General features: G+C 71.1%; 14 protein-coding genes. 4 read left to right on the top strand and 10 right to left on the bottom strand.

Annotated features, from left to right (window positions below):
- Positions 1-118 precede the first annotated feature (118 nt).
- Together CP976_RS18690 and CP976_RS42940 are read left to right on the top strand one after the other, a co-directional pair.
- The gene (locus CP976_RS18690; protein WP_150481411.1) at positions 119-2,170 is read left to right on the top strand and encodes a PTS fructose transporter subunit IIABC; all 2,052 of its coding nucleotides are present in this window, start codon (positions 119-121) and stop codon (positions 2,168-2,170) included.
- Positions 2,171-2,287: 117 nt separating this feature from the next.
- Positions 2,288-2,443 carry a hypothetical protein gene (locus tag CP976_RS42940; protein ID WP_167537229.1) on the top strand — a complete coding sequence of 52 codons (156 nt, stop codon included), beginning with the start codon at positions 2,288-2,290 and terminating at the stop codon, positions 2,441-2,443.
- A gap of 10 nt (positions 2,444-2,453) precedes the next feature.
- Here CP976_RS42940 and CP976_RS18685 read toward each other — a convergent pair whose 3' ends face one another.
- From CP976_RS18685 to CP976_RS18670, 4 genes are all read right to left on the bottom strand, one after another.
- Positions 2,454-3,200 carry a DUF6227 family protein gene (locus CP976_RS18685; protein ID WP_150481410.1) on the bottom strand — a complete coding sequence of 249 codons (747 nt, stop codon included), beginning with the start codon at positions 3,198-3,200 and terminating at the stop codon, positions 2,454-2,456.
- Between the two features lie 179 nt (positions 3,201-3,379).
- Positions 3,380-4,597 carry a L,D-transpeptidase gene (locus CP976_RS18680; RefSeq protein ID WP_150481409.1) on the bottom strand — a complete coding sequence of 406 codons (1,218 nt, stop codon included), beginning with the start codon at positions 4,595-4,597 and terminating at the stop codon, positions 3,380-3,382.
- A 162-nt stretch (positions 4,598-4,759) separates the two neighbouring features.
- Positions 4,760-5,800: a P1 family peptidase gene (locus CP976_RS18675; protein WP_150481408.1), complete on the bottom strand. Its 1,041-nt coding sequence runs from the start codon at positions 5,798-5,800 to the stop codon at positions 4,760-4,762.
- Between the two features lie 269 nt (positions 5,801-6,069).
- Positions 6,070-7,338 (bottom strand): low temperature requirement protein A, encoded by a 1,269-nt coding sequence (locus CP976_RS18670; RefSeq protein ID WP_150481407.1) that lies wholly within the window; start codon positions 7,336-7,338, stop codon positions 6,070-6,072.
- Between the two features lie 56 nt (positions 7,339-7,394).
- Here CP976_RS18670 and CP976_RS18665 point away from each other — a divergent pair, with 56 nt between their 5' ends.
- A complete protein-coding gene (locus CP976_RS18665; RefSeq protein WP_150481406.1) occupies positions 7,395-7,577 on the top strand; it encodes a hypothetical protein in 183 nt (60 codons plus the stop codon).
- Positions 7,578-7,605: 28 nt separating this feature from the next.
- Here the strand turns inward: CP976_RS18665 and mscL are convergent, their stop codons facing one another.
- The 6 genes from mscL to CP976_RS18635 all read right to left on the bottom strand — a co-directional run bounded on the left by mscL (position 7,606) and on the right by CP976_RS18635 (position 13,362).
- Positions 7,606-8,061, bottom strand: a complete 456-nt coding sequence (mscL, locus tag CP976_RS18660; protein WP_150481405.1) for a large conductance mechanosensitive channel protein MscL — start codon at positions 8,059-8,061, stop codon at positions 7,606-7,608.
- 120 nt (positions 8,062-8,181) lie between these two features.
- Positions 8,182-8,676 carry a hypothetical protein gene (locus CP976_RS18655; protein ID WP_150481404.1) on the bottom strand — a complete coding sequence of 165 codons (495 nt, stop codon included), beginning with the start codon at positions 8,674-8,676 and terminating at the stop codon, positions 8,182-8,184.
- A gap of 247 nt (positions 8,677-8,923) precedes the next feature.
- Positions 8,924-9,784, bottom strand: a complete 861-nt coding sequence (locus CP976_RS18650) for an S-methyl-5'-thioadenosine phosphorylase (RefSeq protein WP_150481403.1) — start codon at positions 9,782-9,784, stop codon at positions 8,924-8,926.
- A 77-nt stretch (positions 9,785-9,861) separates the two neighbouring features.
- Positions 9,862-10,176 carry an FmdB family zinc ribbon protein gene (locus tag CP976_RS18645; RefSeq protein WP_150481402.1) on the bottom strand — a complete coding sequence of 105 codons (315 nt, stop codon included), beginning with the start codon at positions 10,174-10,176 and terminating at the stop codon, positions 9,862-9,864.
- 67 nt (positions 10,177-10,243) lie between these two features.
- The gene (locus CP976_RS18640) at positions 10,244-11,557 is read right to left on the bottom strand and encodes an MFS transporter (protein WP_150481401.1); all 1,314 of its coding nucleotides are present in this window, start codon (positions 11,555-11,557) and stop codon (positions 10,244-10,246) included.
- Between the two features lie 275 nt (positions 11,558-11,832).
- On the bottom strand, positions 11,833-13,362 hold the full coding sequence (locus CP976_RS18635; protein ID WP_150481400.1) for a potassium/proton antiporter: 1,530 nt from the start codon (positions 13,360-13,362) through the stop codon (positions 11,833-11,835).
- 238 nt (positions 13,363-13,600) lie between these two features.
- Between CP976_RS18635 and CP976_RS18630 the strand changes: the two genes are divergently transcribed.
- Complete coding sequence (locus CP976_RS18630) at positions 13,601-16,468, top strand: penicillin acylase family protein (RefSeq protein ID WP_150481399.1); 2,868 nt, start codon at positions 13,601-13,603, stop codon at positions 16,466-16,468.
- Positions 16,469-16,521 lie beyond the last annotated feature (53 nt).

The raw sequence follows: 16,521 nt of genomic DNA, 5'->3' as shown, positions 1-16,521 counted from the left end.
GCGAGCGGCCGACCTCCCCGTTACGGCCCGCCTCCACCACCGTCACCCCCCACCGCATCCCCGTCCCCTCCCCCGCCCATTCGACTGACCGGGCGATACGCGTGCTAAGGAGCCCGCGATGAGCGACATGATCACCGCGGACCTGGTCGATCTCGACCTGTCCGCCGATACCAAGGAAGCGGCGGCGCGTGCCCTCGCCGAGCGCATGGTGGCCCTGGGCCGGGTGACCGACCTGGACGGCTTCCTCGCCGACGTGGCCGCCCGCGAAGCCCAGATGCCGACCGGCCTCGACGGCGGCATCGGCATCCCGCACTGCCGCAGCGAGCACGTCACCGAGCCGACGCTCGCCTTCGGGCGCAGCGCCGACGGCATCGACTTCGGCGCTGCGGACGGCCCCGCCGACCTGATCTTCCTGATCGCCGCGCCGGCCGGCGCCGACGACGCCCACCTGACGATCCTGTCGTCGCTGGCCCGGCAGCTGATGAACACGGAGTTCACCGACGCCCTGCGCGCGGTGGGCGACGCTGCGGCCGCGGCGGCGCTGATCCGCGGCGACGAGCCCGGCGAGCCCGCCGAGGCAGGCTCCGAAGACCCCGTGGCGTCGGCGGGAGCGGCCTCTCCCGCCGCCGCCACGGTCACCGACGACGCCGACGACACCGCTGCCGCGGGGGAGCGCCCGTTCCGCATCGTCGCCGTCACCTCCTGCCCCACCGGCATCGCCCACACCTACATGGCGGCCGAGTCGCTGGAGAACGCCGGCCGTGAGGCGGGCGTCGACATCACCGTCGAGCCCCAGGGCTCGGCCGGCTTCACCCGGCTCGACCCGGCGGTCATCGCGGCGGCGGACGGCGTGATCTTCGCCCACGACGTGCCCGTACGGGAGAAGGAGCGCTTCGCCGGGAAGCCGACGGTCGACGTCGGTGTGAAGGCGGGCATCAACCGCCCCGCGGAACTCATCACCGAGGTCCGCGGCAAGGCCGCCCGCGGTGAGGTCACCTCCGGCTCCCCGGGCAGCACGCCCGTCGAGCGCACCGGCGACTCCGGCGAGGGCTACGGCACCAAGCTGCGCAAGTGGCTGATGTCCGGCGTGAGTTACATGGTGCCGTTCGTCGCGGCGGGCGGTCTGCTGATCGCCCTCGGCTTCGCGATCGGCGGCTGGAAGGTCGACAAGGCCCCGTCGGTGATGGAGCACTTCATGTGGCTCCAGGCCGACAGCTGGGCGGCCCTGCTCTTCCAGATCGGCGGCGTGGCCTTCGGCTTCCTCGTCCCGGTCCTGGCCGGCTACATCGCCTACGGCATGGCCGACCGGCCCGGTCTCGTCCCCGGCTTCGTCGGCGGCTCGATCGCCCTGACCATCAACGCCGGGTTCCTCGGCGGTCTCGCGGCCGGTCTGATCGCCGGTGGCGTGGTCATCGCCATCCAGAAGGTGAACATCCCGGCGGCGCTGCGCGGCATCATGCCGGTGGTGGTGATCCCGCTGATCTCCTCGGCGATCGTCGGGTTCCTGATGTTCGTCGTCATCGGCAAGCCCATCGCCGAGGCCCAGAAGGGCATGACCGACTGGCTGAACGGCCTGTCCGGCAGCAACGCCATCCTGCTCGGCGCCCTCCTCGGCCTGATGATGTGCTTCGACCTCGGCGGTCCGGTCAACAAGGTCGCCTACACCTTCGCCACCGCCGGCATCGCGGTGTCCAGCCCCAGCGACTCCGCGATGAAGATCATGGCGGCGGTCATGGCGGCCGGCATGGTGCCTCCGCTGGCGATGGCCCTGGCCACGACCGTGCGCGGCAAGCTCTTCACGCACACCGAGCGCGAGAACGGCAAGGCCGCCTGGGTGCTCGGCGCCTCCTTCATCTCCGAGGGCGCGATCCCGTTCGCCGCGGCCGACCCGCTGCGCGTCATCCCGGCCTCGATGGCGGGCGGCGCGATCACCGGCGCCCTGTCGATGGCCTTCGGCTCCACCCTGCGGGCCCCGCACGGCGGCATCTTCGTGGTCCCGCTGATCGGCAACCCGCTGCTCTACCTGGTCGCCATCGCCGCGGGCGTCTGCGTCACCACGGCCCTGGTGGTCGTCCTGAAGGGCCTGCGCAAGCCGGCTCCGGGCGCCACCGCGGCACCCGGCGAGGGCACCGCCCCGGCGGCGGAGACGAAGCAGCCGGTGGCGGCGTGAGCACGACGGCGTTCGCCCCCTTTCAGGGTGTGTGAGCCGTTCATGCCACCTGCGAGATAGATCACGAAAATCACGGCCCGGGACCGAAGTCCCGGGCCGTGGTGTCTACTGGGGCGCATGCCTGAGCACGTCTCCCGGTGGCCCGAGGGCCACTCCCTCCCCGCTCTCCCGCAACAGCGGCAGACAGGTCACCGGTCGGAGTCCGTGGAACTGACCCCGGAGGAGAGAGACGCCTTCGCCGAGCTGGTGCGCCACCTCGGCGACAGGAACTAGCGCCGCGGCGTCAGGAGAGCTGCGCCGCCCGCCGCTCCATCGCCTCGCGCGCCGCGTCCTCGCTGGCGTACACCTCGCACATGTGCCGCCCGTCCGGCGTCGCCGTGTGCTCCACCTCCCAGAGGGAGACCTCCGCGCCGTCGCGCAGCAGGAACGCGTGCTCGTAGAGCGAGTAGCCCAGCCCCGCCCGGCCCGCGCGGCACGGGCGGCCGAAGGCCTGGGTGATCTGGTGACCGGACGCCGTGGCCAGCAGGGCCGCCGTGTCGTCGCCCGGCCGGTCGGCGTTCTCCGCGCGGCGCAGTAAACGCCGCGCGTGGTCCGCCGAGTCGTCCCCGGCGTACGCGTGCCGGGGCGCGGCGACCTGGGACAGCTGCACCGTCACCGGCAGTTCGAAGTCAGGCGTGTCCGGCGGCAGCGGCAGACGCGAGGTGGCGGCGCGCAGCTCCTCCTCGTCGACGTACACCTCGTGCTGCGGTTCGCTGCCCGGAGCCGTGTTGTGGACGAGCTCCCAGAGCGTGAGCGCCGAACCGTCGGGGAGCAGCCACGTGTGCCGGTACGTCTCCCGGTGCAGGCCCGCGCTGTGGTGTGCGGAGTGCAGCGAACCGTCGTGTGCCAGCGCGCAGTCCAGCCGCCTTATCGTCTCGTCCGGCAGCTCGAAGGAGTTCAGGGCGCGGCCGAGGAGTCGCGCGAGGTGCTCCTCCGGAGACTCGGGCGAGTCGTGGGGTTCGTACGCTGCCGTCTCGTACGGAACGCTCAAGGTTTCTCCCGGCGTTGCTGCATGTCACCTTGTGGGTGCATACGGTAGCCCCTCGGTCGGACATCATGTCCGGGAACCGAGAAAACGTACGTCCAGGAAAACGCGCGGGCCGCGCGAAAAGTTCCCGCGCGGCCCGGTCGGTCCGTCAAAAACCCCAGTTGGGGAGGTCGTTCATCCGCTTACGAGGCGCTGCCCGCGACCCACTGGCTCCAGTCCATGTTCCAGCCGTTGAGCCCGTTGTCCGGCGTCACCGTCTTGTCGGGGGAGTTCTTGACGACCACCACGTCCCCGATGAGCGAGTTGTCGTAGAACCACTTGGCGGGCGTGCTGCCCCCGGCGCCCCGGACGTCCGCCAGGCCGACGCAGCCGTGGCTGGTGCCCTGGCGGCCGAAGGGCGGGTTGCCCTTGTTGTACCAGTAGTTGCCGTGGATGAACGTGCCGGAGGTCGTCAGGCGCATCGCGTGTGGCACGTCCGGGATGTCGTACTCACCGCCGAGCCCGACCGTCCGGCTGTTCATCCGGGTCTGCACGAACTTCTCGGAGATCACCATCTGCCCGTTGTACGTGGTGTGCTCCGGGCTGCCCGCCGAGATCGGGATCTGCTTGACGGTCTTGCCGTCCCGCACGACCGTCATGGTCTGCGTGTTGACGTCGACCGTGGAGACCTGCGAGCGCCCGACGGTGAAGGTGACCGTCTTCTTCTGCACGCCGTACACGCCGTTCGTGCCCTCGACCCCGTCCAGGTCGATCTTCATGGTGACCTTGGAGCCGGCCTTCCAGTACTCCTCGGGCCGGAAGTCGAGCCGCTGCCCGTTGAACCAGTGCCCGACGACCTTCTGCCCGCTGCTGGACGTGACGGTGATGTGCGACTGCACGTCCTTGCGGTTCGTGATGGCCTTGTCGAAGTTGAACGACACCGGCATGCCCACACCGACCGTGGTGCCGTTGTCCGGCGTGTACGTCCCGATGAAGCTGTTCGCCGTGGTGACCGTCGTGAAGATGGAGTTCGCGGCGGCCGTACGGCCCTTCGTGTCCTTCGCGGTCGCCGATATCTGGTACTTCGTGCCGCGCTCCAGCTGCTCCTTCGGCTTCCAGGCCTTGCCGTCGGAGGAGAGCGAGCCCGGTACGGCCTGATCGCTGCCCGCCACCGTCATCTTCACGTCGGTCAGCTTCCCGTCGCTGACCTTGACGCCGGTCGAGTTGATGGAGGCGTCGGTCGAACCGTCCTTCGCCGAGATGGCGATCTTCGCGACGGACGTCTTCACCGAGTCGTCGCCACCCTTGGCGTCGTCCTCGGCGTTGGCGCTGCCACCGCAGGCGGTGAGCGTCAGGGCGCCGATCATCAGGGCGGCACATGCCCCCAGTTTGCGCCGCGCTGCAATGTCCGGCGTTGTCACGGGCTGCTCCCAGTTCGAGTGATGTGCGTGGTCCGCTCCAGTACGTGGGAGAAGAGGGGCCGGGCGGCCGGTCGGGTTGCGTCCGACCGCCATGAGCGACATCACCGTTACAGGGCCGGGACAATGTCCGGTGCCGTCGTGGAGGCGCTGGTGCCCGTCCGCTCAGCGGCTCCCGTACAACTCCCCGTACGACGGCCACGCCCCGCCCGGACCGTCGACCGGCTCCGCGGCGCGCACGGCCCGGACGATCGCCCGCGTCACGACGTCCGCGCCCGCCGCGAGGATCTCGTTGAGCGCGAGCGGGTTCGCGGCGTCCAGGGCGCGGTCCCCGGTCGCCAGCGCGAACACCGTGTCCCCGTCGTTGAGGAGGTGCACCGGCCGCACCGCGCGGGCGATCCCGTCGTGTGCCGTGCCGGCCAGCTTCTGCGCCTGCGCCTTCGACAGGTCCGCGTCCGTGGCGACCACCGCGAGCGTGGTGTTGAGCGGCGGAGGCGCGCTCCTCGCGGCCGTCTCGGCGAGGCGCCGCTGCGCGGCCTCGTGCACCCGCGTCTCCGGGTACTCCACCCGCCCCTGGAACAACTCCCCGTACAGCACCCCCGTCTCCGGATCCAGCACCGACCCCGCCGCGTTGGCCACCACCAGCGCGGCCACCGTGATGCCCGAGCCGAGCACGGTGCTCGCGCCGCCGACGCCGCCCTTCACCACCCCGACCACCGCCCCCGTGCCGGCGCCCACGCATCCCTCGGGCACCGGTGCGCCGGGCTCGCTCGCCGCGGCCGCCTCGACCGCCGCACGGCCGGTGGCCGCGTCCGGCCGGGCCCGGAAGTCGCCGCCCCGCCCCAGATCGAAGACACAGGCGGCGGGCACCACCGGCACGACATGCGCCGGGTCCGCCCCGACACGGATCCCGCGCCCCCGTTCCTCCAGCCAGGCCATCACCCCCGAAGCCGCGTCGAGCCCGTACGCGCTGCCGCCGGTCAGCACGATCGCCTCGACCTTCCGCACCACGTTGCGCGGGTCGAGCGTGTCCGTCTCCTTGGTACCGGGACCACCGCCCCGCACGTCCACGGCGGCCACCGCCCCGCCCTCCGGGGCCAGCACCACCGTGGTGCCGGTGAGCCAGCCGTCGCCGGCGCGTGTCGCGTGCCCCACCCGCAGGCCGGAGACATCCGTCAGAGCGTCCACCAGAGCGTCAACTGTCATGCGCCCCAGTCTTGTCCAGACCCCCGCCCCTGCGGGTGAGCCCGGCCGGTCGGACCTCGTCGGGCGTGCCCGGGGGGTCGGGCCTCGTCGGGCGTGCCCGGGGGGTCGGGCCTCGTCGGGCGTGCCCCGGGGGGGCGGGCTTCCTCAGGTATGTCCGGCGAGTCGGGCCTCGTCGCGCACGCCCAGCGGGCCGGTCCCGTCGGGCGTGCCCGGCCGGCCGGAGCCGTCAGCCCGCCCGGCTCGCGGGGACTCGGGCCTGGCGGGCGCCGTCACCCGGCCGGCGCCCCGGTCCCGTCGGCGCGGGCTGCCCGCGCGGCGCGGGCGGCTCTGCGGGTGGCCAGAGTCTCTCCCGCCACCACCGACAGCGCGCAGACGACACCCGCCGCGAACACCGCCCAGTCGCCGAGGAACGTGCAGCAGATCACCAGCAGTGCCGTCGTCGGCAGCACCAGCTGCTGGGCGATGCCCGACTTGAAGTGGCGCGAGTGCAGAGCCCACAAGGTCAGCAGGTACAGGGCCGTCGGCAGGGTCACGGCGGACGACGCCGCCAGCGTGGAGATGTGCGCCTTGCCGACCGTCTGCTCCACCGCCACCTCCAGCCCGGCCCCGATCGCTGCCGCCGACGCGAAGACCAGGTAGTGGCCATAGCCCCACAGGAACGCCTGCCGGTTGGACCGCAGATGGTCGTGGATGGGCACCACGAAGTACACCCACCACGCGGCGAAGATGATCAGCAGCCCGCCCGCCGCGATGGGGAGGAGCTCGCCCAGGGCGTCGTTCTCGTCGATTCCGGACTTCACGGCGACCGTGGCCGCGGCGATCGTCTCGCCGAGCACGATGATGGTGAACAGCCCGTACCGCTCCGCGATATGGCGCGGATGCCAGGACGTGGGGTGGTCCTTCTCCGCCCACGGCGGCACGCACATCTCCAGCAGCGCCATGACCAGGAACCACCAGGGCCGGGCACCCTCGGGCAGGAACAGCAGCCCCAGCCAGCCGACCTGGCACAGCAGCACGCCACCGGCGTACCGCAGGGCCGTCGTCCGCTCCGGGCCCTCGCTCGAACGGGCCGCGCGCAGCCACTGAGCCGCCAGGGCGAGCCGCATGATCAGGTAGCCCAGCCAGACCACGAAGAACTCGTGCTCCTCGAACGCCCGGGAGACCCCCGCCGCGAGGACCAGCACACCGGCGATCTGCACCAGCGTGGCAACCCGGTAGAGCACGTCGTCGTTGTCGTACGCCGACGCGAACCACGTGAAGTTCATCCACGCCCACCACAGGGCGAAGAACACCATCGCGTAGTCGAGGATCCCCTCGCCCGCATGCCCCTCGGCGACGGCGTGCACCAACTGGATGCCCGCCTGGGCCACCGCCACGACGAAGCACAGGTCGAAGAAGAGCTCCAGCGGCGAGGCCGCCCGGTGCGCCTCGTCGCGACCGCGGGCCCTGAGCCTGCGCAGCGGTCCCCGGCCGCCGGGCGCGCCCGAGGGGACCGGTGCGCCGGAGGGGGCGGGCGGGGGAGTGGGGCTGGAGGTCATGAGTCCCAGCACAACAGAAGGCACGGGGATTTTCTCAGCGACCGTACCCTGGACGCATGAGCACCGCCCCCGATCCCGAGCCGCGCGCCCCGAAGCCCGCGCTGGTCTTCGACGACCCGCTCGACCAGCAGTCCGCCGACGACACCGACCGAGGCTGGGGCGAACGCTCCGACGGCGGGGGCGGCGGCGCGGCCGACCTCAAGCGCTTCCTCGACGAGAAGCCGCCCCACCACCTCTGAGCCTGCCGGGCGGCCGCCCGTAGCGCTGCTACCGGTCGTGTCCTGAGCCGCGCTGTGCGACCAGCGCGTCCCGGATCTCCTTCAGCACCTCCAGCTCGGTCACCTCGATGACCTCCTGCGTGCCCTCCTTCGCCTTGCGGCGGGCCTCCAGCCGGGCCAGGTACTTCGCCATGGGCAGCACCATCAGGAAGTAGACGACCGCCGCGGTGATCACGAAGCTCAGCGTGGCGCCGAGGACGGAACCCCACAGGATCCGGATGCCCTCCTCGCCCTTGCACGTCGAGCTCAGACATGAGCTGTAGTGGTCGAGGTTCTTGGTCCCGATGGCCCCGACGACGGGATTGATGATCCCCTTCACCACGGCGTTGACGATGTTGGTGAAGGCGGCACCGATCACCACCGCCACCGCCAGGTCGACGACGTTCCCGCGCATCAGGAAGGCCTTGAAGCCCTCCCAGAGGCTCGGTTCCTTCTTCTCGCTCACCTCGGGGTCTCTCCTCGCACGAGCAGCTTGCGGAACAAAACGCTCCGCAACCTACGTCAACGTTGCGCCGAACGGAGCACCTGGGTCCTTCGAACGAACGACTTGACGAGATCAGGGAGGTCACCACAGCGTCACTGCCAACCGCGCGGTGGCGCTCGCACCGGCCAGCCGAGCCGCCGTGGCCCGCGGCACCGACAGCACGACCAGCGCACCGCCGTCGCCCGCGCCCTCCAGCGGTTCCGGCACCTTCGTCACCCTGGCCCCGCGCGCGACCACCCGGGCGTCGCCGCCCGACACCGTCTCCTCGGCGGCGATGACGTCGACCCGGTCGCCGGGCCGCAGCAGCCGCACGGTGGCCGCGTCGGCGATCCGGACCGGGGCCGTCACCGCCCACGCGGCACGACGCGTCCGCACGGGCTGCTCCCCGGACACCGGGGCCGCGTGCGCGTGAGGCCGAGCCGGGGGATGTCCACGGGCGCCGTCGGAGCCGCGAGGTCCCGCCGCGACCAGCGCGGTCGCGGTGACCGCGAGCCCCACGGCCAGAGCCCGCCGCCGGTGCCGCACCAGCCGGCCGGCCCGGCCGCCGCGCACCCGTACGGGGTCGAACCGCGGCACCTCACGCGCCGCCGGGACCTCGGGCCCGGGTGGGCATGCGGCAGCAGACCAAGAAGGCAGGGTGAGGAAAGGGGAGGACGGAGCGCGGGACATGGGGAACACCACCTGTGACGAGCGACTGGTTTGCGCTCCCCACGATGAGGCTTCCCACCACCGCCCGCTCAGGCCTGTGGACCTACCGCCGCCCTGTGGACAACTCCCTCACCCGAACGGCAAGTTCCGCGTCCCGCAGTCCACAGCCCACCACCTACGGCAGCGCGAACCCCGGATCCATCCCGCCCAGCGCGTTCACACACAGACAGCCCCGCTCGTCCTCCTCCGGCAACCCCGCCACCGCGTCGAACAGCACTCCCCGCAGCCGGTCCACGTTCGCCGCGAACACCCGCAGCACCTCGTCGTGCGAGACGCCCTCCCCGGTCTCGGCACCGGCGTCGAGGTCGGTGACCAGGGTCAGGGACGTGTAGCAGAGCTCCAGCTCGCGGGCGAGCGCCGCCTCGGGGTGGCCGGTCATGCCCACCACCGACCAGCCCTGCGCCTGGTGCCACAACGATTCGGCACGGGTCGAGAAGCGCGGCCCCTCGATGACGACCAGCGTGCCCCCGTCCACCGGCTCCCAGTCCCGACCGCGCGCCGCCTTCAGCGCGACGGCCCGCCCGGCGGGGCAGTAGGGGTCGGCCAGCGACACGTGCACCACGTTCGGCACCGTCCCGTCGGGCAGCGGCAGCCCGTCGAAATACGTGTTCGCGCGGGACTTGGTCCGGTCGACGAGCTGGTCCGGAACCAGCAGCGTGCCAGGCCCGTACTCGGGACGCAGACCGCCGACTGCGCACGGGGCGAGCACCTGGCGCACGCCGACCGACCGCAGCGCCCAGAGATTGGCCCGGTAGTTGATCCGGTGCGGCGGCAAATGGTGGCCCCGTCCGTGCCGGGGCAGGAAGGCGACGCGCCGGCCGGCGACCTCGCCGAGGAAGAGGGAGTCGCTGGGCGGCCCGTAGGGGGTGTCGACCTGGACCTCGGTCACGTCGTCGAGGAAGGAGTAGAACCCGGAGCCGCCGATGACGCCGATCCCGGCGCCCCCCGTGTTCGCCACGTTCGCCTTGTTCGCCATGCCCGCACCCTAACCGCACGCGGAAACGCCGAGGACCCCACCGCCGAAAGGCGACAGGGTCCCGGCAGAAACAAGCCTTACGCGGCGGTGCTGCTGCTGCTGGTGGAGCTGCCGGTGCCGGACGACGAGCTCGAACCGGAGCCGGAGCCGGAGCCGGAGCCGGAGGACGACGAGGTGCTCGACGACTTCGACGCCGGGGTGCTGCTCGACGAGGAGCCGCGGCTGTCGTTCCGGTAGAAGCCGGAGCCCTTGAAGACAATGCCGACCGCCGAGAACACCTTCTTCAGGCGGCCCTTGCAGCTCGGGCACTCGGTGAGGGCGTCGTCGGTGAACTTCTGCACCGCCTCGAGGCCCTCGCCGCACTCGGTGCACTGGTACTGGTAGGTGGGCACTGTCTTCCTCCTGGCACTCTCACTCGATGAGTGCTAACGACGATCCATCTTGACGTATTCCGGCCGTTCAGTCCACTGCCACCGGCACGCGGTGACCCACGCCACGCGCGACGGTGCGGCCCTGGGCGCGTCCCGCCAGCCGGGAACGCAGGGCCAGGAGGGTCACCAGGGCGAGCACGGTGCCGCCCATCGGCACCAGGAAACCGGCGCCGTCCCGGAAGCGGTCCTCCAGCTGCCCGGCGACCGTGACGGCGGCCGCCTGGCCGAGCGCCACCGCGCCCGTCAGCCAGGTGAAGGCCTCGGTGCGGGCACCGGCCGGGACCAGGCTCTCGACCAGTGTGTAGCCGGTGATCAGGGCGGGCGCGATGCACATGCCGACCAGCAGGCCGAGTCCGGCGAGGACCGGCACCGAGTGCGCGGCCCACAGGCCCGACGCGGTGAGCGCGAGCGCCGTGTAGCCGACGACGAGGCGCCGCTGAGGGGCCACCTTCCAGGCGATCGCGCCGCAGACGACGCCGGAGAGCATGTTGCCCGCGGCGAAGACCCCGTAGAGGACGCCGTTGAGGCCCGGTTCGCCGATCGACTCGGTGAACGCGGCCAGCGAGACCTGCATGCCGCCGAAGACGGACCCGATGCCCAGGAACGTCACGATCAGCACGCGCACCCCGGGGATCCGCAGCGCTGAAACGTGCTCCACGCGCGCGTGGCCGCTGTCGCCTCCGACCGAGGGCTGGGTGCTCTTCTGCGCGGCGAACAACAGACCGCCGATCAGGGTCAGCGAGGCCTCCGTGACCAGCCCGGCGGCCGGGTCGACGGCCGTGCACAGGGCGGTGGCCAGCAGCGGGCCGACGACGAAGGTCAGTTCGTCCGTGACGGACTCGAAGGCCGCCGCGGTGGTCATCAGCGGAGAGTCCTTGAGCTTCACGCCCCAGCGGGCCCGCACCATGGGCCCGACCTGCGGCACCGAGGCACCGGTCGGGACGGCCGCCACGAACAGCGCCCACAAGGGCGCGTCCATGAGCGCCAGCGCCGTCAGCGTCAGCCCGGACAGGGCGTGCAGCAGCACGCCGGGCACCAGCACGGCACGCTGCCCGTAGCGGTCGGCGAGGCGCCCGCTGTAGGGAGCGAAGAGCGCCATGGAGACACCGGTGACGGCCGCGGCGGCGCCCGCCGCTCCGTAGGAGCCGGTGGTGTGCTGCACCAGCAGCACGATGGAGATCGTCAGCATCGCGAACGGCTGGCGCGCCGCGAAGCCGGGGAGCAGGAAGGTCCAGGCGCCGCGGGTGCGCAGCAGCCGGCCGTATCCCGGGCGGGCGGAAGCCGTCGAGTTCTTCGAGGTCCTCGAGTTCTTCGACTTCTTCGAGGTGACCGTGGACGCCACGGCCCGTGCCTTTCTGCCGCCTGGTAGCGCGGGCCCGTCAGCGGGCGGCGCCGAGAGCTGTCCTCTTGCGCGGAACTGCGGTAGATGCCGGGGCCCGGCTGAGGAGGGGCGACCCGACCGCCATACGGTCGCGCCAGCTCTGCGTCAGGCAGAGGTGGTTCGATCTTGGGTAACGCCTTCATCGTACAGGCACCTGGGAGGGCGGACCTGTGAAAAAGAGCACGGTGGGTGCGCCCGCCTGCGAAATCGGGGGCATGAACGAGACGAAACCGCTCTTAACGGCTCGCCTCGTCCGTCCCCAGCCATCCGGCCAGCTTGCCGCCGCGGCCCACCGCGCGCAGCCGGCGCTCCGTGGCGTCCCGCACGGGGTCCGTGGCCACGACGAGGAGCTCGTCCCCGCGTTGCAGCACCGTCGTGGGAAGCGGCACGAACGACTCCGACGCCCGAACGACGAGCGTCACGGCGGCACCGGGCGGCAGCCGCAGCTCGTTGACCTCCACGCCGTGCATCTTCGACCCGTCGGGGATCGCCACGGACAGCAGATGCCCGCTCAGCCGCTCCAGCGGGGCCGACTCGATGCCGAGGTCGGCGGCCTCCGAACCGTCGCCCAGGCGCAGCGTGCGGGCCAGCCAGGGCAGCGTCGGGCCCTGGACCAGGGTGTAGACGACGACCAGGATGAAGACGATGTTGAAGATCCGGCGGCTCGCCTCCACGCCCTCCACCATGGGGATGGTCGCCAGGATGATGGGCACCGCGCCGCGCAGCCCGGCCCAGGACATGAGGGCCTGTTCCTGCCACGGGACCCGGAAGGGCGACAGGGAGACCACCACGCTCAGCGGGCGCGCCACCATGGTCAGCACCAGCCCGATGACGAGCGCGGGCACGATGTCGTCGCCCAGCTCGTGCGGGGTGACCAGCAGACCGAGCAGGACGAACATGCCGATCTGGGCCATCCAGCCCAGCCCGTCGGCGAAGCCGCGCGTGGCCGGCCAGTGCGGCAGCCGCGCGTTGCCCATCACCATCGCGGCGAGATACACCGCGAGGAAGCCGCTGCCGTGGGCCAGCGCGCCCGCCGCGTACGCCACCACGGCGATGGCCATGACGGCGATCGGGTAGAGGCCGGAGGCCGGCAGCGCCACGTGCCTCAGCCCCCAGGAGCCGAGCCAGCCCACCGCGAGCCCGATGGCCGCGCCGATGGCCAGCTCCAGCAGGATCACGCCGAGCAGTACGTACCAGTGCTCGACCGGACCCGCCGTGGACAGCGAGACCACGAGGATGACCACCGGGGCGTCGTTGAAGCCGGACTCCGCCTCCAGCGTGCCCGTCACGCGCGCGGGGAGAGGGATCTTCCGCAGCACGGAGAACACGGCCGCCGCGTCGGTCGAGGAGACGACCGCCCCGATGATCAGCGCCTGCCGCCACTCCAGGTCGATCAGGTAGTGCGCGGCCGTCGCCGTCACCCCGACGCTCACCGCGACACCGGCCAGCGCCAGTGCCGTGGCGGCCGGCAGGGCCGGCTTGATCTCCTTCCACTTCGTGCCCAGACCGCCCTCGGCCAGGATCACGACCAGGGCCGCGTATCCGATGACCTGGGTCAGTTCGGCGTTGTCGAAGTGGATGTCGCCGACGCCGTCCTGGCCCATGGCGACGCCTATCCCCAGATAAACGAGCAGGCTGGGGAGCCCGCTGCGCGAGGAGATCCGTACCGCTGCGACGGCGACGAGCAGGACGAGCGAGCAGACGAGCAGGAGCTGGTTGAGGTGGTGAACAGTCAGCGGCCGAATCCTTCCCTGGCTCACACGCACGCGCGCGTGAGCTCACGTACATCGCACATGACGCGGTGGCGCATCGCGCCAACTACTTCGTTACCTTACCTAACTCTTGACGATTTCTTGACGCTTCCGAGGGCAGGATCGAACGTTCGTCCGTGCCGGTTCCCGACTCCGCGTCAAGGGGCGCAGGGCCCTGCGCCTATCGTTGCTCCAGCGCTCAGTTAAAAGCACAGCCGAACCTGCCGCTCGCGTTAGGACAGCAAGGACAGCGATGCCCCCCAACACCACCGCCTCCACGGGCCAGCAGCCCGCCAAGTCCGGCAGGAGAAAGGGGCGCAAAGCCCGCCTGATCGTGCTCGTCCTGGTGCTGGCCCTCATCGGGGGCGTCGGCTTCGGGGGGTACTGGACCATCAGCACCGTCCGGGCCTCCTTCCCGCAGACCAAGGGCTCCCTCACGCTGAAGGGCCTCTCGGGACCCGTCGAGGTCAAACGCGACAATTACGGCATCCCGCAGATCTACGCCTCCTCCGACGCGGACCTGTTCATGGCGCAGGGCTACGTCCAGGCGCAGGACCGGTTCTACGAGATGGACGTACGCCGTCACATGGCCGCCGGCCGGCTCTCGGAGATGTTCGGCAAGAGCCAGGTCGACAACGACGAGTTCCTGCGCACGCTCGGCTGGGAGCGGGTCGCCAAGCAGGAGTACGACACCAAGCTGTCGGCCGCCACGAAGAAGTACCTCCAGGCCTACGCCGAGGGGGTCAACGCCTACCTCCAGGGCAAGGACGGCGAGGACATCTCCCTGGAGTACGCGGCGCTCGGGTTCACCAACGACTACAAGCCGCAGAAGTGGACCCCGGTCGACTCGGTCTCCTGGCTGAAGGCGATGGCCTGGGACCTGCGCAGCAACATGCAGGACGAGATCGACCGCGCCCTGCTCACCAGCCGCCTCGGCCCGAAGCAGATCGCCGAGCTGTACCCGCAGTACCCGTACAGCCGGAACAAGGCGATCGTCCAGGACGGCCAGTACGACGAGCTGACGGGCGCGTTCGAACAGGGCGGCACGAGCGGCACGGGCACAGGCACGGGCACCGGCACCGGCACCGGCACAGGCACCGGCACCGGCACCGGCGGCACGGGCACAGGCGGAACCGGCGGCACCGGGGCCGGCACGGCGGGCACGGCCTCCGGCACCTCCGGCACGGCTTCCGGCGCCTCGGGCACCGCCTCCGGTACCTCGGGCCTGGACAGCCAGCTCACCGGCCTCAGCGATGCCCTGAGCGACCTCCCGCCGGCCGTCGGCGTGAACGGCGACGGCATCGGCTCCAACTCCTGGGTCGTCCGCGGGAAGCACACCATCACCGGCAAGCCGCTGCTGGCCAACGACCCGCACCTGTCGCCCTCGCTGCCGTCCGTCTGGTACCAGATGGGCCTGCACTGCCGCAGCGTCTCCAGCGCGTGCCAGTACGACGTCAGCGGCTACACCTTCGCCGGCATGCCGGGCGTGATAATCGGTCACAACCAGGACATCGCCTGGGGCATGACCAACTCCGGCGTCGACGTCACGGACCTCTACCTGGAGAAGATCACCGGCAACGGCTACCTGTACGACGGCAAGGTCAAGCCCTTCGAGACGCGCGAGGAGACCATCAAGGTCGCCGGCGGCTCGCCCAGGAAGATCGTCGTCCGCGAGACCAACAACGGGCCGTTGCTGTCCGACCGTGCCAAGGAGCTCGTGAAGGTCGGCAAGAAGGCCACCGTCGACACCGCCGCACCCGACAGAGGCGACGGCTACGGCGTCGCGCTGCGCTGGACCGCGCTTCAGCCGGGCACCAGCATGGACGCCGTCTTCGCCATGGACCGGGCGAGGAACTGGACCGACTTCCGCAAGGCCGCCGCACTGTTCGACGTGCCCTCGCAGAACCTGATCTACGCGGACACCGAGGACAACATCGGCTACACCCTGCCGGGCAGGATCCCGAAGCGCTCCCAGGACGACGACGGCTCCGTCCCGGCGCCCGGCTGGGACCCCAAGTACCGCTGGACCGGCTACATCCGGCAGGACGAGCTGCCGTACGAGTACAACCCGGACCGCGGCTACATCGTCACCGCCAACCAGGCCGTGATCGACCCGGACAAGTACCCCTACACGCTCACCGGGGACTGGGGCTACGGCACGCGCAGCCAGCGGATCACCGACCTGATCCAGTCGAAGATCAAGGACGGCGGCAAGATCTCCACGGACGACATGCGCCAGATGCAGCTGGACAACAGCAGCGAGATCGCCCGGCTGCTGGTTCCCACGCTGCTCAAGATCGACACCGAGAACAAGGACGTCCGCGAGGCGCAGAAGCTGCTGGAGGGCTGGGACTACACCCAGGACACCGATTCGGCGGCCGCCGCCTATTTCAACGCGGTCTGGCGCAACATCCTCAAGCTCGCCTTCGGCAACAAGCTGCCCAAGGAGCTGCGGGTCAAGGGCCAGTGCCTGTGGGTGAAGCCGGTCAACATCACCGGGCCCGCCGACGAGGCTGAGGACGTGCGCGAGTGCGGCGAGCGCGACCCCGACCAGGCGCAGCCCGACGGCGGCGACCGCTGGTTCGAGGTGGTCCGCAAGCTGATGGACCAGCCGGACAGCGACTGGTGGAAGACGCCCGAGGTGGGCACCCGCGACGGCGCCGTCAACCGCGACCAGCTGCTCAGGCGCGCCATGGTCGACGCCCGCTGGGAGCTGACCGCCAAGCTCGGCAAGGACATCGACACCTGGACCTGGGGCCGGCTGCACCGCCTGTTCCTGAAGAACCAGACCCTCGGCACCGAGGGCCCCGGTTTTGTCCAGTACGCCCTCAACCGCGGCCCCTGGGAGCTCAGCGGCGGCGAGGCCACCGTCAACGCGACCGGCTGGAACGCGGCCGGCGGCTACGGCGTGGTGTGGGTGCCGTCCATGCGGATGGTCGTGAACCTCGGCGACCTCGACAAGTCCCGCTGGATCAACCTCAGCGGCGCCTCCGGGCACGCCTACAGCGCCCACTACGTCGACCAGACGGACAAGTGGGCCGACGGCGAACTGCTCCCGTGGTCCTTCTCGGACCGGGCGGTCGAGGACGGCACGACCGACAAGCTGGTGCTCAAGCCGTGAGCCGCTGAGACCGGAAACCGAACGGCCCTCCACGCACGCGTGGAGGGCCGTTT

It is taken from the genome of Streptomyces coeruleorubidus (assembly GCF_008705135.1).
Classification (GTDB): Bacteria; Actinomycetota; Actinomycetes; order Streptomycetales; family Streptomycetaceae; genus Streptomyces; species Streptomyces coeruleofuscus.
Note: the sequence above shows the minus strand (reverse complement) of the source record. Positions and strands in the feature narration are given on the sequence as shown.